The organism is Amycolatopsis sp. CA-161197 (assembly GCF_050942255.1).
GTDB lineage: Bacteria > Actinomycetota > Actinomycetes > Mycobacteriales > Pseudonocardiaceae > Amycolatopsis.
In genome coordinates, this window is the sequence record NZ_CP192059.1 from 7,849,201 (window position 1) to 7,869,079 (window position 19,879).

Here is a 19,879-nt window from a genome sequence, read left to right on the forward strand (position 1 = left end):
ATCACGGTGCGCCGGGCGGAACGAACGGCAACCCGGCCGGCGCGCCACTTTCCAGCAATTCCAGCAGTTTCGCGATGTCCACTTCGGACTCCACGGCGTCGGCGAGCCGTTCCAGCATGTCCTCGCGCAAGGCCGCGAACCCGGGCGTCCCCTCGACCGGCGTCCACTCGACGCCGGACTGAGCGGCCACCTCAGTGAGCCAGGCGCGGCGGAAGCCGTCGTTCTCGAAAGCACCGTGCCAGGTCGTACCCCACACGGAGCCGACCCGGTGACCGTCCAGAAAGGACTCCGCGTCGCCGCGAGACGCGGTGCCGTGGTGGATTTCGTACGCCTGGACCCGGTGGCCGCGCCACTCGCCGACCGGGCGGCCGAGCACCTTCTCGCCCGCGAACGTCACCCGCGTGGGCAGCAGGCCGAGTCCCTCGACCGTGCCGGCGTGCGACTCGACATCGTCGTGGATGGTGGCCGCCAGCATCTGGTAGCCGCCGCAGATGCCCAACACGGGACGGCCGGCGGCGGCGCGCGCCGTCACCGCGCCGGCGAGGCCACGCTCGCGCAGCCAGCGCAGATCGTCCACGGTGGCGCGAGAACCGGGCAGCACCACCAGATCCGCCGCGGCGACCGAGTCCGGGTCGGCGGTGAGGCTCACCGTCACGCCCGGTTCGGCGGCGAGGGCGTCGACGTCGGTGGCGTTCGAGGCACGAGGAAAGCGCACCACGGCCACGCGCAGACCCCCGCCACCGCGTCCGGCTTCGTGGCGCCAGCCCGCGGCGGCCAGCGCGTCTTCGGAGTCGATCCACACGCGGTCCAGCCACGGCAGCACCCCGAGCACCGGCCGGCCGGTCACGTCCTCGAGGCTCTTCAACCCCGGGCGCAGCAGCCCGACGTCGCCGCGGAACTTGTTGACCACCCAGCCCGCGACCAGCGCCTGGTCTTCCGGCGACAGCAGCGCGAGCGTGCCGAACATCGCCGCCAGCACCCCGCCGCGGTCAATGTCGCCGACCACGACCACCGGCAGCGAAAACCGCCCCGCCAGGCCCATGTTCACGTAGTCGCCGCCGCGCAGGTTGATCTCCGCGGGACTGCCCGCGCCCTCGCACACGACCACGTCGAACCGCGAACGAAGGTCCTCGAACGCACCGAAGGCGATCTCCGCCAGCCCCGCGCGGCCGGTCGCGTACTCGCCGGCTTCCAGTGTGCCGAACGGTTTCCCGAGCGCGATGACGTGGCTGCGGCGGTCGCCGCCGGGTTTGAGCAGCACGGGGTTCATCGCCGCTTCGGGCTCGACGCGCGCGGCGCGGGCCTGCAGCCACTGCGCGCGGCCGATCTCGGCCCCGTCCGCGCAGACCATCGAGTTGTTCGACATGTTCTGCGACTTGAACGGCGCCACCCGCACGCCGCGGCGCGCGAGCCAGCGGCAGATCCCGGCCGTGACCAGGCTCTTCCCGGCGTCGGACGTCGTGCCGGCGACCAGCAGCCCGCTCATCGCGCCACCGCCACCGCGGCCGCCACCAGGGCCGCCGCCGCACCGACCACACGCGACAGCCGCACCGCACGACGCAGGTCGACGGGCCGGGGCGCGCGGCCGTCACCGAGCGTGCCGCGGGCCTCGACCTCGCCGCCGTAGCTGTTGGTGCCGCCCAGGCGCAGGCCGAGCGCGCCCGCGAACGCGGCCTCGACCTGGCCGGCGTTGGGGCTCGGGTGGTGCGAGCCGTACCGCCGCCACGCCCGCAGCGACGCCCGGACCCGCCCGCCGGCGAGCGGCGCGGACACCGCGGTGAGCACGGCGCCGGCCCGCGACGGCACGAGGTTCACGACGTCGTCGAGGCGCGCCGCCGCCCAGCCGAAGTTGCGGTGGCGCGGCGAGCGGTAGCCGACCATCGCGTCGAGCGTGTTGAGTGCGCGGTAGCCCAGCAGGCCGGGCAGGCCGGCGACGGCACCCCACAGCAGGGGCGCCACCACGGCGTCGGACGTGTTCTCCGCGATCGACTCGGTAGCCGCGCGAGTGAGCTCCGCGGTGTCCAGTTCGGAAGCGTCGCGCGCGCAGAGGTGCGACAGCCGGGTGCGCGCGGCGGGCACGTCGCCTGCGTCGAGCAGCCGCGCCATCTCGCGGCCCTCCGCCGCCAGGCCACGCCCGCCGAGCACGACCCACGTCGCGACGGCCGTGAGCGCGAAGCGCGCGAAGGGACGTCGGCGCGTACTCAGCTCAGCGGCGACGCCCAGGCCCGTCACCGCTCCCGCACAGACGGCCGCGTACGCCGCTCCGCGCGGCTTCGAGTCGGCCCACCAGCGGCGTTCCAGCGCACCGGCCCAGCTGCCGAACACCGCGACCGGGTGCCCGCGCCGGGGGTCACCGAAGAGTGAGTCGGCGGCATATCCGGTGATCAGGCCGGCCGCTGTGACGGCTTGTCGGAGTGGCACGTGGCGAACGGTAGCGCGTGCACGAGAATGCCGGGTATGACCAAGCTGACGCACCGGCTCGCCGGGTATCTCGAGACCCTGGCGCGGACCCTCCGCCGGTACGGACGCGACGACGGCAAGGTGCTGGTCCTCGGCGGCGTCCGCTCGGGGAAGTCGAGGCACGCGGAGCGGCTCGTCGCGCACCACACGCACCTCGTGTACGTGGCCCCGGGCCTTCCCCCGAGCGACGACGACCCCGAGTGGGCCGCCCGCGTCGCCGCGCACAAGGCCCGGCGCCCGCACCACTGGACCACGGTGGAGACCACCGACCTGGCGACCGTGCTGCGCACGGCGACGAGCCCGTTGCTCATCGACTGCCTCGGCACGTGGCTCTCGCGCGTGCTCGACGAGGTCGGCGCGTGGACGGGCAAGCCGGGCTGGGAGCGCCGTCTCGACGACCGGCTCGAGGACTTCCTGGCCGCCTGGACCCAGGCGCGCGTGCCCGTGGTGGCCGTGAGCAACGAGGTCGGCAGCGGTGTGGTGCCCGCTACGTCGTCCGGACGGCTGTTCCGTGATGTGCTGGGCGCACTCAACAACCGGGTGTCCGCCGAGTCCGACCGGAGTCTGCTGGTCGTCGCCGGGCGGGTGCTCGAACTGCCGTAAGGAGTCCGCCGTGCCGCGTTTCGACATCCCCGTGCCCGACGCCGCCGCCCGCGCCGCCGCGCAGGAGCGCCTCGACGGCCTGGTGAAGCCACTCGGCGCGCTGGGCCGGCTCGAGGAGCTGGCCGCGTGGCTCAGCGCCGCCCACGGCGTGGTGCCGCCGCGTCCGCTGGACGACGTGCGCGTGGTCGTCTTCGCGGGCGACCACGGGGTGTCGGCGCAGTCGGCCTACCCGCGTGAGGTCACGGCGGCGATGGTGCGGGTGTTCCTGGCCGGGCGCAGTGGCGTCACGGTGCTCGCCGCGCAGGTCGGCGCTCGCGTGCGCGTGGCCGACATCGCGGTCGACTGGGACGCTTCGGACGTGCCGGCTTCCGTGACCGCGCACAAGATCCGCCGGGGCTCGGGCGCGATCGACGTCGAGGACGCCCTCGCCCCGGGCGAAGCGCTCGCCGCGTTCGAGGCGGGGCGCGCCATCGCGGCGGAGGAAGCCGACGCGGATCTGCTCATTCCGGGCGACATGGGCATCGGCAACACCACGATGTGCGCGGCTCTGGTCGCGGCCACGCTGGGCCTGCCCGCCGCCGAGGTCGTCGGCACGGGCACGGGTGTGTCCGGGGCGGCGCTGGACGCGAAGACGGCCGTGGTCGAGGCCGCGGTGCAGCGCGCCGCGGGGCGGGTGGCCGACCCGTTCGAGCGGCTGACGGCGCTGGGCAGCGCCTGCGTCGCGGCCACGGCGGGATTCCTCGTGGAAGCCGCCGTGCGGGGCATCCCCGTGCTGCTCGACGGCATCTTCTCCGGCGCGGCCGCCCTGGTCGCCCGGGACATCGCGCCGGGTGCCGAGCAGTGGTGGCTCGCGGGACACCGCTCGACGGAGCCTTCGCAGGCGTTCGCGTTGAAGGCGCTGGGCCTGACGCCGATCCTCGACCTGGGCCTGCGGCTCGGCGAAGGCAGCGGCGCCGTCCAGGCCGTCCCGACGCTGCGGGCGGCGCGGGCGATCATCGCGGACATGGGGCTGCTGGCGGACCTCGCGTGAGGGCTGCCCGCCAGGACCTGAGGGCCGCCGGCGCGCGGCTCGAAGGATTCGGGTCACCGTCCGCGGCGCGCGGCGCCGTGACCTCGGCCGCTCTCGGGTGCCGCGGTTACGCGCGGTTGCGAGCGGGGAGCCGGTGAAGCTCGGCGACGCGCTGCGGCTGGCCGTCGGCACCCTGACCACCGTGCCCGTGCCGGCCCCGCGCGTCATCGATCGCGGGGTGGCCGGGGCGGCGATGGTACTGGGACCGGTCGCGGCGGTCCCCCTCGCCGCGGCCGCGGGCCTGATCGTGGCCGGCGGCGTGGCCGTGGGCCTGCCCGCGCTCGCCGTCGCCGCCCTCGCGCTGGGCGTGGTGGCTCTGGGCAGCCGCGGCCTGCACCTCGACGGGCTGGCCGACACCGCGGACGGGCTCGGCGCGTCCTACGACCGCGCCAAAGCCCTCGACGTCATGCGCCGCGGCGACTCGGGCCCGACCGGGGTCGCGACGCTCGTGTTCGTGCTCCTGGTGCAGGCCGGCGCGTTGACCGGCGCCGTGTCGGCGGGCCACGGCGTCGTGGCCGCCGTGGTCTCGGTGCTGGCGGGCCGGTGCACGCTGTCGATGTCGTGCGCGCAGGGCGTGCCCTCGGCCCGGCCGGAGGGGCTCGGGGCGACGGTGGCGGGATCCGTGCCGCGGGTGGTCGCGGTGGCCGTCGGCCTGGTGGCCGCCGCGCTCGCCGCTTTGGCGCCCGGTTTGCCGTGGTGGCAAGGGGTGGCCGCGGTCGGCGCCGGGTACCTCGTCGCGGCGGCCTTGCTCGCCCGGTGCGTCCGGCGCCTGGGCGGAATCACCGGTGACGTCCTCGGCGCCGGGGTCGAAGTGGCGGTGGCGGCGGCGCTGCTCACGCTCGCCGTCTGAGCCACCGCGGTCCCGAAGACGAGCTACCCGAACGTGAACACGTACGCCCCGGCGCCGGGTTCGAGGAAGGTGATCTCCAGCGTCCGCTCGCGGACCTCGTCGCGCTGGCGCACGAGCTGGTAGAGGCGGGCGTCCCGGAGCAAGCCGTGCCCCTCCGCGTCGACGTCGACACCGTGGGCCGGGCCCGGAGCCGCGCCGTCGAGGGTTACGCGGAAAGGAATCGGCGGTCCCGGACCACGAGCCAGCACGAGGTGCGCGTCGCGCGCGTGGAACCGGTAGGTGATGCTCCCACCGGCCTCGGCGAGCACGACGCTCTCGGGCCCGATCGTCCACACACCGGCGAGGGCCCAGGTACCGAGGCGCACGCCCTGCGGCGGGAGCTCGTAGGTGCGTCGTTCGTCGAACCCGATACGGCCCGGCGAAGCGAAGTGCTCACCACGCGCGTAGCCGAGATACGTCTCGGGCGTGCGCAGGTGATCCCAGTCGGCCTCGGCCTCCACGCCGTGCCCGGCGACGGAGACCAGCTCGCGCTCGACGCCGAGCAGCCGCTGGATCATGCGCTCCGACTGCTCGTAGCGTCCTTCACCGAAGTGGTGGTCGCGGATGACGCCTTGGGCGTCCACGAAGTAGAGCGCCGGCCAGTAGTGGTTGTCGAACGCGCGCCAGATGGCGTAGTCGTTGTCGACGGTGACCGGGTAGTCGATCCCCCGCTCGTTCGTCGCCTGACGCACGCGGTCGAGCGCGTGCTCGAACGAGAACTCCGGCGTGTGCACTCCGACGACGATCAACCCGTCGTCGGAGTAGGCCCGCGACCAGGCGCGGACGTAGGGCTCCTGGCGCAGCCAGTTGATGCAGGTCAGCGTCCAGAAGTTGACGACGACGACGTGGCCGGCCAGCTCGGCGGGACCCAGTGGCCCGGAGTTGAGCCACTCGGCCCCGCCGAGGGCGGGCATGCTCGTGCGCGCCGATACCGACATCTAGCGCACCGAGCGCAATCCGGCACGGACCTCGGAGGCGAACAGCTTCGGCTGCTCCCAGGCGGCGAAGTGCCCGCCCTTGTCGAGCCGGTTGTAGTGGATGAGCCGGGGATACGCCTCCTCGGCCCAGCTCCGCGGCACCTGGTAGAGCTCGTCGGGGAAGACGCTCACCGCCACCGGGACGGAGACGCCCTTCGGGTCGAAGAAGCCGAGCTTGTTCTCCCGGTAGAGACGTCCCGAAGAGACCCCCGTGTTCGTCAACCAGTAGTGGGTGATGTTGTCGAGCACGTCGTCGCGGGTCAGTCCCTCGGACTGTCCGTCGAAGACCCGGGCGATCAGCGCCAGACTGGCCGCGTCGTGGTCGAGCATCCAGGCGGCGAGGCCGATGGGCGAATCGGCGATTCCGTAGAGCGTCTGCGGGTGGGTCCCCATCTCGAGGGCGTAGGCCACGTCTGTCGCGAAGAAGTCCCTCAGCTTTTCGTAGAGACGTGTTCCCTCCTCGGACAGATCGGGTGGCGCCGGGCCGCCGGACTGCACGGCCTGGGCGACGTCGGGGCGGACGGCGCCGGGGAAATTGGTGTGGATTCCGATCAGGCCGGCCGGCGCCTGCGCACCCATCAGATCGACGATCTGCCCGCCCCAATCGCCGCCCGAGGTGACGTAGTTGTCGTATCCCAGGCGCTTCATCAGCTCGGCCCAGGCGCGCGCGATGTGCTCGGGGCCCCAGCCGGTGACGGCGGGCTTGCCCGAGAACCCGTAGCCGGGCATCGACGGGATCACCAGGTGGAAAGCGTCCGCTTCACTCGCGCCGTGGGCCGTGGGATCGGTCAGCGGACCGATGATCTTCAGCTGCTCGATGACCGAGCCGGGCCAGCCGTGCGCGACGAGGAGCGGCAACGCGTCTTCGTGTTTCGAGCGAACGTGGATGAAGTGGATGTCGAGGCCGTCGATCTCGGTGATGAAGTGCGGGAGAGCCTTCAGTCTCTCCTCGCACCTGCGCCAGTCGTACTCCGTCGCCCAATAACGGGCGAGCGCCTGCATCGTCTCGAGCGGCACGCCCTGCGAGGCGTCCGAGACGGGTTCCTTTTCGGGCCAGCGAGTGGCCATGACGCGCGCACGCAGATCTTCGAGATCCGCATCGGACGTCTCGACCGTGAACGGCCGGATCGCTTGATCGTGCACTGCCCCTTCAGTCGTGACAGACATGCGTCTCCTTGGCGGATGGGTGCGGTGGTCGATGTCGCGTTTGCCGGACAAGACGCGAAGCCCGGTACTGTGCCACCGAATCACCGGCGGTTCCTCACCCGAAACGAGTGATACGCACGGCTTGCCCGTGCTCGCCGGCTAGAGCGAGCGGGACAGCGCGGCGAGGAACCCGTCGGTCACCTCGCGCGAGCGGACGGCCAGGCGCAGGTGCCGGGGGCCGAGGCCGGGGAACGTGTCGCCGCGGCGGACGGCGTAGCCCGCGTCGCGCAGCCTGGTTCGCAGGCCGTCGTCGGGGCCTTCGACGAGCACGAACGGTCCCCTCGGGTCGCCGAGCACGGGCAGGCCCAGATCGGCCAGCCGGGAGACGAGGTAGTCGCGGTCGGCTTCGGCGGCGGTGGCGAGCTTTTCCGCTTCCTCGAGCGCGGCCGGGCGGCAGCAGGCGACCGTGGCGACGGCGGCGAGCGTCGAAACCGACCAGGGTGGCTGGACCGAGCGCAAGCGGGCCAGGACGTCGGCCGGGCCGAGGACGTACCCGGCGCGCAGGCCGGCGAGGCCCCAGGTTTTGGTGAGGCTGCGGAGAACGACCGCGCCGTCGAGCGACGAACCCGCCAGGCTCTCGGCCTCGCCGGGAATCGCGTCGAGGAAGGCCTCGTCGACCACGAGCAGACGGCCCGGCCGGGCCAAAGCCCGGAGTACGGCGGCGGGGTGCAGCACGGACGTCGGGTTCGTCGGGTTGCCCACGAACACCAGGTCCGCGTCGGCCGGAACCGCCGCGGGATCCAGCACGTAACCGTCCGAAGCGGACAGAACCACGCGCGAAACCTCGTGCCCCGCGGCGCGCAACGCGGCCTCGGGCTCGGTGAACTGCGGGTGCACGACCACCGCGTGCCGCGGCTTCAAAGCCGAAGCGAGCAAGGTGAACGCCTCGGCCGCACCCGCCGTGACCAGCACTTCGTCCGGCGGACGGCCGTGCCGCGCGGCGACGGCGGCCTGCGCCGCCGACGAGTCGGGGTACGCGGCGAGACTGTCCACAGCGGACACCAGCTCCCGCCGCAACCACTCGGGCGGGCGCGCGAGCCGGACGTTCACCGCGAGGTCCACCAGCCCCGGCCCGACCTCGCGGTCGCCGTGGTGGTTCAGGTCGTAGTCCGGGGAGTCAGCCACGCGAAGCCTGCGCTCGGACGTGGGTGGCGAACCGTTCCGCCAGCTCCGGGTACCCGGCCCAGTGCACGTGCAGGTAGGACGCGTGCAGCGAAGCCGAAGCGAACCCGTCCACCGTCCGCTCCCAGCCCCACGCCGGCGACGGACCGGCGCCGGGCGTCAGCTCGGTCCGGTGGAACTCGTGCCCGGTCACGCGCTGGCCGGCGACCGCGAGCACGTTGTCCGCCAGCGAAACCGCCGTCCGGTACCCGAGCTTCCCGCGTTTGGTCATCACCGCCGTCGCGTCCACGACACCGGCCATCGGCAGGCCGTCCAGCTCGCGGCACAGGTACAGCAGCCCCGCGCACTCCGCGCTCACCGGCATGCCCTGCGCCACCGCGTCCGCCACCGCCGTGAGCAACGGCTTGTTCGCCGACAGCTCCGCGGCGTGCACCTCCGGGAAGCCGCCGCCGAAGTACAGTCCGGCGCAGCCCTCGGGCAGCTCCTCGTCCCGCAACGGATCCACGTCGACGACGTCCACGCCGAACGAGGCGAGCAGCTCCACGTTCTCCGTGTACCGGAACGTGAACGCCGGCCCGGCCGCCGCGGCCACCACCGTCCGCGATCCCTCGAACTCACCGGGCGGTGTCCACACCGGACCGGTCAACGGCGGCGCCGCGCGCGCGACCCGCACCACCGCTTCGAGATCCACGCCGCCGGCCACCCACGACGCCAGCTCCGGCAGCACCCGCTGCGAGTCGGCGGCGCGTTCGGCCGCGGGCACCAGGCCGAGGTGGCGGCTCGGCGCGTGCACGTTCTCGTTGCGCCGCAGCGCACCCAGCAGCGGAACGCCCGTGGCCTCCAGCGCGGACGCGATCTCGTCCTCGTGGCGCTGCGAGCCCAGCTTGTTGAGGATCACGCCGGCGAGGCGCACGCGCGTGTCGTAGTTCGCGAACCCCAGCACGGTCGCCGCGACGCTGCGCGAAGCGGCCGAAGCGTCGACCACCAGCACCACCGGCGCGTCGAGCACTCGGGCGACGTGTGCGGTCGACGCGTAACCCTCCGTGCCGAGCGCGCCGTCGAACAGTCCCATCACGCCTTCGATCACGGCGAGGTCCGCGCCTGCGGAACCGTGGCGCAGCAAGGGCACCAACCGGTCCTCACCCTGCAGGAACGGGTCGAGGTTGCGCGCGGGACGGCCGGTGGCCAGCGCGTGGTAGGACGGGTCGATGAAGTCGGGCCCGACCTTGTGCCCGGACACGCGGTGCCCGGCCGCGCGCAACGCCGCCATCAGCCCCGCGGCGATGGTGGTCTTGCCGTGCCCCGAGCCGGGCGCGGCGATGACCACCCGCGCTACCACTCGATCCCCCGCTGCCCCTTCTGGCCCGCGTCCATGGGGTGTTTGACCTTCGTCATCTCGGCCACCAGGTCGGCGGCCTCGACGAGCTCCGGCGGCGCGTAGCGGCCGGTGATCACCACGTGCTGGTGCCCGGGCCGGGAGACCAAAGTGGACACCACGTCGTCCACTTCGAGCCAGCCCCACTTGAGCAGGTAGGAGAACTCGTCGAGGACGTAGAAGTCGTGCGTCTCGGCGGCCAGGCGGCGCTTGATCTCGGCCCAGCCCTCACGCGCGTTGGCGGCGTGGTCCTCGTCGGAGCCCTGCTTGCGCGTCCAGCTCCAGCCTTCGCCCATCTTGTGCCACTCGACGGGCCCGCCCTCGCCCGTCTCGTCGTGCAGCTTCCCGAGCGCGCGGAACGCGGCTTCCTCGCCGACGCGCCATTTCGCCGACTTCACGAACTGGAACACCCCGATCGACCAGCCCTGGTTCCAGGCGCGCAGCGCCATGCCGAACGCGGCGGTCGACTTGCCCTTCATCTCGCCGGTGTGCACGGCGAGCAGCGGGCGGTTGCGGCGCTGGCGTGTGGTGAGCCCGTCCTGCGGGACGACGGCCGGTTTCCCTTGCGGCATCAGGCAGCCCTTCCGGTGCGATCACGAACCGCGGCGGCGAGCGTCTCGGCCGCGACCTCGGCGAGCGGCACGTGCTCGGCGCCGAGGTGCCCGGCCAGCTCCGCCGCGAGCCCGAGGCGCATCCGGCCGCTTTCGCAGTCCATCACGATGGTGGTGACGCCGGCCAGCAAGCCTGCCGCGGCCTGCGACCGGGCGACGGCGTCGGCCCCGCTCGTGGCGCGTCCGTCCGTGACGAGTACCAGCAGCGGACGCCGGCGCGGATCCCGAATCGCCTCCACGCGCAGCACGCGCGCGGCTTCCAGCAGTCCTTCCGCGAGCGGCGTGCGGCCGCCCGTCGGCAGTCCTTCCAGCCGCGCGGCCGCGGCCTCGACGCTGATCGTCGGCGGCAGCGCGAGCTCGGCCGAGTCACCACGGAAGGTGACGAGCCCGACCTTGTCGCGCCGTTGGTAGGCGTCCAGCAGCAGAGAGAGCACCGCCGTCTTCACCTCGCGCATGCGCGTGCGCGCGCCCATGGAGCCGGACGCGTCCACGCAGAACAGCACGAGGTTGCCTTCGCGCCCTTCGCGCAACGCGAACCGCAGATCCTGCGTACGCACGAGAAGTCCGGGACCGCTGCGGCCACGGGACCGCTGGTGCGGCGCCGCGGCCCGCATCGTGGCGACGAGGTGCGGACGGCCGTCGCGGACACTCGGCGGCTGGACCCCGATCGTGCGCCCGGTGTCGGTGATGGCCCGGGACCGGCGGCCGCGTTCGCCTTCGCCGGTGCCCTTGACGCGGAACACGCGGGCGCGGAACGTCTCGCCGGAACCGACCGTGTTCTGCGGCCCGGAACCCGTCCCGTCACCCGGTTGTTGCTGCTGCTGCGGTGCGGGCTGGTCCCCCGGCGGCTGCTCACCTTCCGCGGCGGGCGGTTGTGAACCCGAGCCGGGCCCGTCGTCCTCCGGACCAGGGCCGGGATCCTCGGGCGGCTGCGCGTCCTGCAACGCCTGTTCCAGCTGCTCCTCGGAGATCCCCGGCGCGTCGAACGGGTTGCGGCGGCGCCGGTGCGGCAACGCGAGCCGCGCGGCCACGCGCACGTCCTCGGTGGTCACCTCGCTGCGCCCGGCCCACGCGGCGTGCGCGACGGCCGTGCGTGCCGTGACGATGTCGGCCCGCATCCCGTCCACCTCGAACGACGCGCACACCTCGGCGATCTGCCGCAGGGCGTCGTCGGGCAGCTTCACCGCCGGCAGAAGCCGTTGCGCCGCCTCGATGTCCGCCGCCAGCGCTGCGTCTTCGGCGGCATACGCGCTCGCGAACCCGTCGGGATCCGCCTCGTACGCGAGCCGCCGGCGGACCACCTCCACGCGTTGCTCGGGCTCCCGGCTGGACGCGACCTCGACGGTCAGGCCGAACCGGTCCAGCAGCTGCGGCCGCAGCTCGCCTTCCTCGGGGTTCATCGTGCCGATCAGCACGAACCGCGCCGCGTGCGACACGGACACGCCCTCGCGCTCCACGGTCGCGCGGCCCATCGCGGCGGCGTCGAGCAGCGTGTCGACGAGGTGGTCGTGCAGGAGGTTGACCTCGTCCACGTAAAGCAGGCCGCGGTTGGCGGCGGCCAGCAGACCGGGCTGGTAGTCCGTGACGCCCGCCGACAGCGCCTTCTCCAGGTTCAGCGACCCGACGACCCGGTCCTCCGCCGCGCCGACGGGCAGCTCCACCAGCCGCGCCGGCCGCCGGTGCGCGGGCGCGCCCGCGGGGTGCGGACCGTCCGGGCACACGGGGTCGGGCGCGGCGGGATCGCACGAGAACCGGCAGCCGTCCACCACGTCGAGCTGGGGCAGCAGACCGGCGAGCGCGCGCACCATCGTCGACTTCGCCGTGCCCTTCTCGCCCCGCACCAGCACGCCGCCCACGGCGGGTGAGATCGAGGACAGGATCAGCGCCAGGCGCAGGTCCGGCATCCCGACGACGGCGGTGAACGGGTACGGCTTCAAGAGCTCTCCTCGTGGTCGGCGTCCGGCCGATCATCGCACAGGAAACGCGTCGTCTAGCGTGGGTGAACGTGCGCGAAAAATCACCCGACTCAGGCACGCGTCGCGCCTTGCCCGAGGCGACCGACCACGCGGCGGGCGGGGGGTCCGGGGGCACGCCCCCGGCGCGGGGTCCGGGGGCACGCCCCCGGGGAGACACCGCACCTGTGTCGGTCGTCGGGATCGGTGCCGACGGCTGGTCGGGACTAGGCGAGAAAGCACGCGACGCCGTGCTCGCAGCCGACATCGTGCTGGGGGCGCCGCGGCAGCTCGCGATGGTGCCCGACGGCGTCCGCACGCAAGCCTGGCCGAGTCCGCTGCTGCCGGCGCTCGACGGCGTCCTCGCCGAGCACGCCGGGCGCCGCGTCTGCGTGCTGGCCAGCGGTGATCCCCTGCTCTCAGGCATCGGCACGACGCTGCGCGACCGCGGCCACGACGTCGAGGTGCTGCCCGCGCTGTCGTCGGTGACGCTGGCCCGTGCGCGGCTGGGCTGGTCGTTCGAGGAGACCGAGGCCGTCACCGTCGTCGGGCGGGCCGTGGACCGGGTGGCCCGGGTCCTGGCGCCGCGCCGAAAAGTCCTCGTCCTGGGTGCGAACGTCGAAGACCTGCGCGAGCTGCTCCGCACCCGCGGCTACGGCGAATCCACCCTGACCAGCCTCGAAAACCTCGGCGCCGAAGACGAGCGCCGCGCGGACGGCTGGACCCACGAACCCGGCCCGCTCACCGTGTTCGCCCTGGTCTGCGCCGGCCCCGCGCTCCCGCTCACCGGCCTGCCCGACAGCGCCTTCGAGCACGACGGCCAGCTCACCAAACGCGACGTCCGCGCGTCCGCTCTCGCCCACCTCGCGCCGGTGCCCGGCGAGCTGCTCTGGGACGTCGGCGCGGGCGCGGGCAGCATCGGCATCGAATGGTCCCGGGCCCACCCGCTCAACCGCGCGATCGCCATCGAACGCGACCCCGCGCGCGCCGAGCGCATCACCCGCAACGCCGCCACGCTCGGCGTCCCCGAACTGCGCGTGGTCACCGGCCCGGCCCCCGACGCGCTCGCTCAGCTGCCCCACCCCGACGCCGTCTTCATCGGCGGCGGCCTCACCGTCCCCGGCCTGCTCGACGCGTGCCTCGGCACCGGCGCCCGCGTGGTCGCCCACGGGGTCACGCTGGAAGCCGAACGGATCCTGGCCGACGCGTACGCGAGCCGGGGTGGTGAGCTGACGAGGATCGCCGTCGACCACGCGCAGCCGCTCGGCGGGTTCACGGGGTGGACCCCGTCGCGCACCGTGACGTCCTGGAGTTCGAGATGACCGTTCACTTCATCGGCGCCGGCCCCGGCGCGGCCGACCTCATCACCGTTCGTGGCCGCGACCTGCTCGCGCGCTGCGGCGTGTGCCTGTACCCGGGCAGCATGACGCCGACCGACCTGCTCGCGTACTGCGCACCCGAAGCCGAGCGCGTCGACACCGCGAACCTGAGCCTCGACGAGATCGTCGACCGCCTGATCACCGCCCACCACGCGGGCCACGATGTCGCGCGGCTGGTGTCCGGCGACCCTTCGCTCTACAGCGCGGTCGCGGAAACCGTGCGCCGCCTCGACGCGGCCGGCGTGCCCTACGACATCGTCCCCGGCGTGCCCGCGTTCGCCGCGTCTGCCGCGGTGCTGGGCCGGGAGCTGACCGTGCCCGGCATCGGGCAGAGCCTCGTGATCACCCGCGCCCAGGCGAGGTCGACGGCGTTGCCCGAAGGCGAGACGCTGGCGAACTTCGCCCGCAGCGGCACGACCCTCGCGGTGCACCTGGCCATCAACCACATCGAGCGGGTCATCGAGGAGCTCGTGCCGTTCTACGGCGCCGACTGCCCCGCGGCCGTCGTGGCGCTGGCGAGCCAGCCGGGCGAGACCGTGGTGCGCGGCACGCTCACCGACATCGCCGCGCAAGCCCGCGAGGCCGGGATGACGCGCGCGGCCACCATCTTCGTCGGCCGGGTGCTCGCCGCCGGAGGATTTCCCGACAGCTTCCTGTATTCGAGCACCCGAGACCGCGCGAGCCAACCGGAGTCACTGTGACCGAACTACGCTGGGGCCTGGTGGCCGCCGGATCGATCGCCGCCGATTTCGCGGCCGGCGTCGAACGCAGCAAGCACGGCTCGCTGGAGGCCGTCGCCGCGCGCTCGGCCGACCGCGCTCGCGAGTTCGCCACCCGCTTCGACATCCCGAAGGCCTACGGCGCCTACGAAGACCTGCTCGCCGACCCGGCCGTCGACGCCGTCTACATCGCCACGCCGCACCCGATGCACGCGGAGTGGGCGATCCGCGCCGCCGAAGCCGGGAAGCACGTGCTGTGCGAGAAACCGCTGACGGTCACCGCTGCCGAGGCCGAGAAGGTCATCGACGCGGCGCGCCGGCACGACGTCTTCCTCATGGAGGCGTTCATGTACCGGCTGCACCCGCAGACGCGCCGGCTGGTCGAGCTCATCGAGTGCGGCGCGATCGGGGAGATCCGGGCCGTGGACGTCTCGTTCAGCTTCGACACCGGCGCCAACGACGCCCCGCGCCTGGCCGACCCGGCGCTCGGCGGCGGCGGAATCCTCGACGTCGGCTGCTACTGCACGTCGCTCGCGCGGCTCGTTTCGCAGGCGGCGACCGGGATCGACGTCGTGGAACCCACCACCGTCACGGGCATGGCACGGCTGACCGACCGCGGCGTCGACGAGTTCGCGATGGGCCTGCTGCGCCTGCCGGGCGACATCATCGCGCAGCTGTCGTGCGGCTACCGGCTCACGCAGGACGACCACATCCGCGTCTACGGCACCACCGGCCAGCTGCACGTGCCGCAACCCGCGTGGCTGCCGCAGATGCGCCGCGCGACGTCGGCGCAGATCGTGCTGACGCCGGCCGGCGGCGAGCCCGAGGTGATCGAGATCGAGGCGACGCAGAGCGTGTTCGCGCGTGAGGCCGACCACGTCGCCGCGCACGTGGACAACCGGCAGGCACCCGAGCTGACCTGGGCCGAGACGCTCGCGAACATGCGCACGCTCGACCGCTGGCGCGCGGCCGTGGGATACGGCGGATGACCGTGCTGGTCCTCGGCGGCACGGCCGAGGCGCGGGCGCTCGCGGCCGAACTGCACTCGCGCGGGGTCGCCGTGGTGTCGTCGCTCGCCGGGCGGGTCGCGCGGCCGCGGCTGCCGGCCGGGGAGGTGCGCGTCGGCGGGTTCGGCGGGGTCGATGGGCTCTCGGCGTGGCTGCGGGAGCACCAGGTGGCCGCGGTGGTCGACGCGACCCATCCGTTCGCGGAACGCATCGGCACCAACGCTTTCGCCGCCACCTCGGTGCTCGGTTTGCCGCTGCTGCGGCTCGCCCGGCCCGGTTGGCAGCCCGCCGAAGGCGACCGCTGGCACTGGGCCGACGACCTCGACGCCGCTGCCGAACTGCTGCCCGGCCTGGGCTCCCGCGTCTTCCTGACCAGCGGCCGCCAGGGCCTCGCCGCGTTCGCCGGGCTCGACGCGTTGTGGTTCCTCATCCGCTGCGTCGACCCGCCTGAGCCGCCGTTGCCGAGGCGGCACGAGGTCGTGCTGAACCGCGGACCGTACGAAGTGGACGGAGAACGCGCCCTGCTGGCCGGGCACCGCATCGACGTCCTCGTCACCAAGGACAGCGGCGGCTCGATGACCGCCGCGAAGCTCACCGCCGCCCGCGAGCTGGGCCTGCCGGTGGTCGTCGTGCGCCGCCCGCCGCGCCCGGCCACCGCCGAGGTCGCGGGGGTCGCCGAAGCCGTGGATTGGGTGCTGCGCCGATGATCGACGAGTTCTACGAAATCCTGCGCCGCCGCCGCGATGTCCGCGGTGAGTTCACCGGCGAACCGATCGACGACGCGGTGCTCACCCGCGTGCTCGAAGCCGCGCACGCCGCGCCCAGCGTGGGCCTGAGCCAGCCGTGGGACTTCGTGCTCGTACGCGATCCCGCCACGCGCGAGTCCTTCGCCCGGCACGTGCACGACGAACGTGACGTGTTCGCCGCCGAACTGGCCGGCGAACGCGCCGACACGTTCTCCCGAATCAAGATCGAGGGCATCCGCGAGTCGACCCTCGGCATCGTGGTGACCTACGACGCCGAACGCGGCGCGCCCGCCGTGCTGGGCCGCCACGCGATCGCCGACGCCGGGCTGTACTCCGTGTGCCTCGCCATCCAGAACCTGTGGCTGGCCGCGACCGCCGAGGGCCTCGGCGTCGGCTGGGTGAGCTTCTACCGCGAGCCGTTCCTCGCCGACCTGCTCGGCATCCCCGATGGCGTCCGGCCGGTCGCGTGGCTGTGCGTCGGCCCGGTGACCGCGCTGGCCGAGGTCCCTGATCTGGAACGGCATGGCTGGCGCACCCGCGCGCCCTTGACGAACGCCGTGCACCACGAACGGTTCACCCCACGCACCGAGGGGCCTGCGTAGCCCCTTCGGCCGACCGGATAACTTTCCCGGATGCGTCCGATTGCCGTAGCGCTGGGGTTGCTTTCGGCGCTATGCGCCCTGGCCTATCCGTTCCTGCCCGTCGTGCAGGACACCGCGCAGGTCGGCTGGCCGACCGGCTCCGACACCCGGTCCGTCAACGCGCCCTTGACCGGGTACTGGGCCCAGGACCTCGAGGCCGAGATCCCGTGCGCCACGATCAAATCGCTCGATGCGCGCACGAACGGTCCCGCGCTGCTGTTCGCGACGGTGCCGGACGGGCGCACCGATCCGCGCGCCGGCAACGGCGTCGGGCTGCAGCTGCGCGTGGACAACGGCGTGCTGCTCGCGTCGAGCCAGGGCCAGCAGATCGCGCAGCAGCCGCTGCCGCCGGCCGGTTGCGCGGTGACGCTGAAGTCGGATGCGACGCAGATGACGCTCGCAGTCGCGGGCACGACGGTGTTCCACACCACCGGTGACGTCCGCCCGCGCGTGGTCGGCCTCTACTCGTCGATCAGCTCCGCGAAGGACCCGATCTCGGGCCTGCACGTGACGATGGTGCCGGACACGCGCTACCAGACTTCGCCCACGGCGTTGAAGCTCGGCGTCGGCATCCTCGGCGCGCTCGCGTTCATCGCCTGCCTGATCGCGGTGTGGCGCATGGACGCCGGGTTCGCCCGCCGCGCGCCGCGCTGGGCCCCGGTGGGCTGGTGGCGCCTGACCGGCCGCGACGCCACGGTGATCCTCGCGCTCGGCGCGTGGGTGTTCATCGGACCGGTGACGTCGGACGACGGCTACATCCTCACCATGGCCCGGGTCACCGAGTCCACGGGATTCCTGACCAACTACCACCGCTGGTTCGGCGTCGCGGAGGCGCCGTTCGGCTGGTTCTACCACCTCTACGAGCTGATGACGCACGTCAGCACGGTGCCGCCGTGGATCCGGCTGCCCTCGTACCTGGTGGGCGTGATCAGCTGGCTGCTCATCAGCCGCGAGGTGATGCCCCGGCTGGGCACGCAGGTGCGCGGCAGCCGGGCGGCCGGCTGGGCCGCGGCGGCCGTGTTCCTCGTCTGGTGGATGCCCTACAACAACGGCGTGCGGCCGGAACCCGTGGCCGCACTGGGTTCGCTGCTCGCGATCTGCGCCGTGGAACGCGCGTTGGTGACGCGCCGCCTGCTGCCGCTGTGCCTGGGTCTCACCGCGGCCGCGTTCACGCTCGCCGCGACGCCGACGGGGCTGATCGCGGTGGCGCCGTTCCTGGTGGCCGCGCGGCCGTTGTTCAAGCTCGTGCGCCAGCGCGCGGCCGGCGGCTGGCTGCCGATCCTGGCGCCGATCCTCGCGTCCGGGCTGCTGGTGCTGGTGGTCGTGTTCGCGGACCAGACGTTCGCGACCGTGCAGGAGGCCACGCGCATCCGCACGCAGGTGGGGCCGAACCTGTCGTGGTTCCAGGAGCTCGCGCGCTACCAGCTGCTGTTCGAGAACCTGCCCGACGGGTCGGCGCCGCGGCGGTTCCCGGTACTGCTCGTGGTGCTGTGCACGGTGACGTGCCTGGTCGTGCTGCTGCGGCGCGGCCGGATCCCGGGCGCCGCGCTCGGGCCGAGCCGGCGGCTGATCGGCACCACGGCGTTGTTCTTCCTGCTGCTGGCCCTCACGCCGACGAAGTGGACGCACCACTTCGGTGCGTTCGCAGCTGTCGGGGCGTCGATGGCCGCGTTGACGGCGTTGGCGACGAGCTCCACCGTGCTGCGCTCGAACCGCAACCGGGCCACGTTCCTCGCGGGTCTGCTGGTGGTCGGTGCGCTGGCCGCGACGGGACCCAACACGTACTGGTTCGTCTCGCGCCTCGGCGTGCCGTGGACCGGGCTGGCGCCGTCGATCGGCGGGATCCCGCTGTCGACGATCCTGCTCGTGGCCGCGGCGATCGCGGGGATCTACGCGTTCGTGGAGAACATCCGCGCCCACCGGCCGGGAGCACCCGCGCCGCAGGAGAAACGCGGCCGGTCGCTGCGGCTGGGGTCGCTGTCGCTCGTGGTCGTGTGCGGGCTCGTCGCGGCCGGCGAGTTCTACACGATGGCGGCGGCGATCTACATCCAGCGGGGCAGCTACAGCCTGGGCGCCGCGAACGTCGGGCACCTGTTCGGCAAGAGCTGCAACCTGTCCGACCACGTGATGGTGGAGACCGACGCCGCCAAGAGCGTCCTGCACCCGCAGCCCGAGCAACGCACGGTGCCGGCGAAACAGGAGGAGTCACCCCTGCCGAACCCGGACCCGGACAACGGCCAGGTGCAGACCGGTTTCCACACGCGTCCCGTCGAAGAGGACGACCCGCTTTCCGAGCCCCCGCACGGCTTCACGCCGGACACCGTGCCGATGTGGAGCAGCTACTTCGAGCAGAACCGCGCGGGCCGGCTGCGCAGCCAGTGGTACGCGCTGGCCGACAAACCCGCCGACGGCCAGATCGTGATCGCGACGGCCGGGCAGCCCCGGCGGCCGGCCTCGGTGAGCCTCGACTACGGCGTGGTGACGCCGCAGGGCGTGAAGGTGCTGCGCAGCCAGTTCGCCCTCCCGCCCGGCGCGGGCACCGGCGGCTGGAACGACACCCGCATCAACCTGCGCGACCTGCCGCCGCAGACCACGTCGGTGCGCGTGGACATCGTCGACAACGACCTGACCGAGGACGGCTGGATCGCCGCGTCCGCCCCGCGCGTGCCGACCTTCACGACGCTGACGGACAAGCTCATGGGCAAGTCGGTGTACATCGATTGGCCCGCGTCGTTCGTCTACCCGTGCGCGAACCCCGTGACCTCCCACGACGGCATCTCGCAGGTGCCCGACTACCGCATCACGGCCGGCGCCCTGGCCGACGAGGCCCAGTGGGCCTCCAGCACCAACGGCGGGCCGATCGGCTGGCTCGAGGAGGTGGCGAAGGAACCCGAGGTGCCCAGCTACCTGATCGGGCAGCCGAGCCAGTCGTGGGGCCAGCTGCTGCAGGTGGAGCCCTTCAGCGAAGGCATCGCACCCACGGTGCAGCACGGCCGCAGGACCGTGTGGGGCTGGTGGTCCCCGGGTCCGGGTCCGGCGCAGCCGAACGGGAAGGATCCGACGCGCTGAGTCAGCCGGGCACACCCCCGGGTACTTCTCCGCACGGCCGAGGGCGGGCCGGTG

17 protein-coding genes are annotated in these 19,879 nt (G+C 73.3%); 9 read left to right on the forward strand and 8 right to left on the reverse strand.

Going from position 1 to position 19,879, the window contains the following annotated elements; translation table 11 throughout:
- Nucleotide 1 precedes the first annotated feature (1 nt).
- A complete protein-coding gene (locus tag ACQPXB_RS37045) occupies nt 2-1,486 on the reverse strand; it encodes a cobyric acid synthase (protein ID WP_432846176.1) in 1,485 nt (494 codons plus the stop codon).
- Nucleotides 1,483-2,421, reverse strand: a complete 939-nt coding sequence (locus tag ACQPXB_RS37050) for a cobalamin biosynthesis protein (protein WP_366582847.1) — start codon at nt 2,419-2,421, stop codon at nt 1,483-1,485. The genes ACQPXB_RS37045 and ACQPXB_RS37050 overlap by 4 nt, the downstream gene beginning before the upstream one ends.
- 36 nt (nt 2,422-2,457) lie before the next feature.
- On the opposite strand from ACQPXB_RS37050, the gene ACQPXB_RS37055 reads away from it, so the two are divergent.
- The 3 genes from ACQPXB_RS37055 to ACQPXB_RS37065 all read left to right on the forward strand — a co-directional run bounded on the left by ACQPXB_RS37055 (nt 2,458) and on the right by ACQPXB_RS37065 (nt 4,982).
- On the forward strand, nt 2,458-3,063 hold the full coding sequence (locus ACQPXB_RS37055; protein ID WP_432846178.1) for a bifunctional adenosylcobinamide kinase/adenosylcobinamide-phosphate guanylyltransferase: 606 nt from the start codon (nt 2,458-2,460) through the stop codon (nt 3,061-3,063).
- Between the two features lie 10 nt (nt 3,064-3,073).
- Nucleotides 3,074-4,093 (forward strand): nicotinate-nucleotide--dimethylbenzimidazole phosphoribosyltransferase, encoded by a 1,020-nt coding sequence (cobT, locus tag ACQPXB_RS37060; RefSeq protein WP_366582849.1) that lies wholly within the window; start codon nt 3,074-3,076, stop codon nt 4,091-4,093.
- Between the two features lie 133 nt (nt 4,094-4,226).
- Nucleotides 4,227-4,982, forward strand: a complete 756-nt coding sequence (locus ACQPXB_RS37065; RefSeq protein WP_366582850.1) for an adenosylcobinamide-GDP ribazoletransferase — start codon at nt 4,227-4,229, stop codon at nt 4,980-4,982.
- Nucleotides 4,983-5,005: 23 nt separating this feature from the next.
- Here ACQPXB_RS37065 and ACQPXB_RS37070 read toward each other — a convergent pair whose 3' ends face one another.
- The 6 genes from ACQPXB_RS37070 to ACQPXB_RS37095 all read right to left on the reverse strand — a co-directional run bounded on the left by ACQPXB_RS37070 (nt 5,006) and on the right by ACQPXB_RS37095 (nt 12,249).
- Nucleotides 5,006-5,959: a redoxin domain-containing protein gene (locus ACQPXB_RS37070; RefSeq protein ID WP_432846180.1), complete on the reverse strand. Its 954-nt coding sequence runs from the start codon at nt 5,957-5,959 to the stop codon at nt 5,006-5,008.
- Nucleotides 5,960-7,165, reverse strand: coding sequence for an epoxide hydrolase family protein (locus tag ACQPXB_RS37075; protein WP_432846182.1), 1,206 nt, complete (start codon nt 7,163-7,165; stop codon nt 5,960-5,962).
- Nucleotides 7,166-7,303: 138 nt separating this feature from the next.
- Nucleotides 7,304-8,329, reverse strand: a complete 1,026-nt coding sequence (gene cobC / locus ACQPXB_RS37080) for an Rv2231c family pyridoxal phosphate-dependent protein CobC (RefSeq protein WP_432846184.1) — start codon at nt 8,327-8,329, stop codon at nt 7,304-7,306.
- Nucleotides 8,322-9,665: a cobyrinate a,c-diamide synthase gene (locus ACQPXB_RS37085; RefSeq protein ID WP_432846186.1), complete on the reverse strand. Its 1,344-nt coding sequence runs from the start codon at nt 9,663-9,665 to the stop codon at nt 8,322-8,324. The genes cobC and ACQPXB_RS37085 overlap by 8 nt, the downstream gene beginning before the upstream one ends.
- Nucleotides 9,659-10,273 carry a cob(I)yrinic acid a,c-diamide adenosyltransferase gene (gene cobO, locus ACQPXB_RS37090; protein WP_285973515.1) on the reverse strand — a complete coding sequence of 205 codons (615 nt, stop codon included), beginning with the start codon at nt 10,271-10,273 and terminating at the stop codon, nt 9,659-9,661. The genes ACQPXB_RS37085 and cobO overlap by 7 nt, the downstream gene beginning before the upstream one ends.
- Nucleotides 10,273-12,249, reverse strand: a complete 1,977-nt coding sequence (locus ACQPXB_RS37095; RefSeq protein WP_386947695.1) for a putative cobaltochelatase — start codon at nt 12,247-12,249, stop codon at nt 10,273-10,275. Before ACQPXB_RS37095 ends, cobO begins: the two co-directional genes overlap by 1 nt.
- A 203-nt stretch (nt 12,250-12,452) precedes the next feature.
- Here ACQPXB_RS37095 and cbiE point away from each other — a divergent pair, with 203 nt between their 5' ends.
- The 6 genes from cbiE to ACQPXB_RS37125 are packed head-to-tail and all read left to right on the forward strand — an operon-like array spanning nt 12,453 to nt 19,825.
- Nucleotides 12,453-13,586 (forward strand): precorrin-6y C5,15-methyltransferase (decarboxylating) subunit CbiE, encoded by a 1,134-nt coding sequence (cbiE, locus tag ACQPXB_RS37100; RefSeq protein ID WP_432846189.1) that lies wholly within the window; start codon nt 12,453-12,455, stop codon nt 13,584-13,586.
- Complete coding sequence (cobM, locus tag ACQPXB_RS37105) at nt 13,583-14,344, forward strand: precorrin-4 C(11)-methyltransferase (protein ID WP_432846191.1); 762 nt, start codon at nt 13,583-13,585, stop codon at nt 14,342-14,344. The genes cbiE and cobM overlap by 4 nt, the downstream gene beginning before the upstream one ends.
- Nucleotides 14,341-15,351: a Gfo/Idh/MocA family protein gene (locus tag ACQPXB_RS37110; RefSeq protein WP_366582858.1), complete on the forward strand. Its 1,011-nt coding sequence runs from the start codon at nt 14,341-14,343 to the stop codon at nt 15,349-15,351. Before cobM ends, ACQPXB_RS37110 begins: the two co-directional genes overlap by 4 nt.
- Nucleotides 15,348-16,076, forward strand: coding sequence for a cobalt-precorrin-6A reductase (locus ACQPXB_RS37115; RefSeq protein WP_432846193.1), 729 nt, complete (start codon nt 15,348-15,350; stop codon nt 16,074-16,076). The genes ACQPXB_RS37110 and ACQPXB_RS37115 overlap by 4 nt, the downstream gene beginning before the upstream one ends.
- A complete protein-coding gene (gene bluB / locus ACQPXB_RS37120) occupies nt 16,073-16,717 on the forward strand; it encodes a 5,6-dimethylbenzimidazole synthase (protein WP_366582860.1) in 645 nt (214 codons plus the stop codon). The genes ACQPXB_RS37115 and bluB overlap by 4 nt, the downstream gene beginning before the upstream one ends.
- Nucleotides 16,718-16,747: 30 nt before the next feature.
- The gene (locus ACQPXB_RS37125) at nt 16,748-19,825 is read left to right on the forward strand and encodes an arabinosyltransferase domain-containing protein (RefSeq protein WP_432846195.1); all 3,078 of its coding nucleotides are present in this window, start codon (nt 16,748-16,750) and stop codon (nt 19,823-19,825) included.
- Nucleotides 19,826-19,879: the final 54 nt, after the last annotated feature.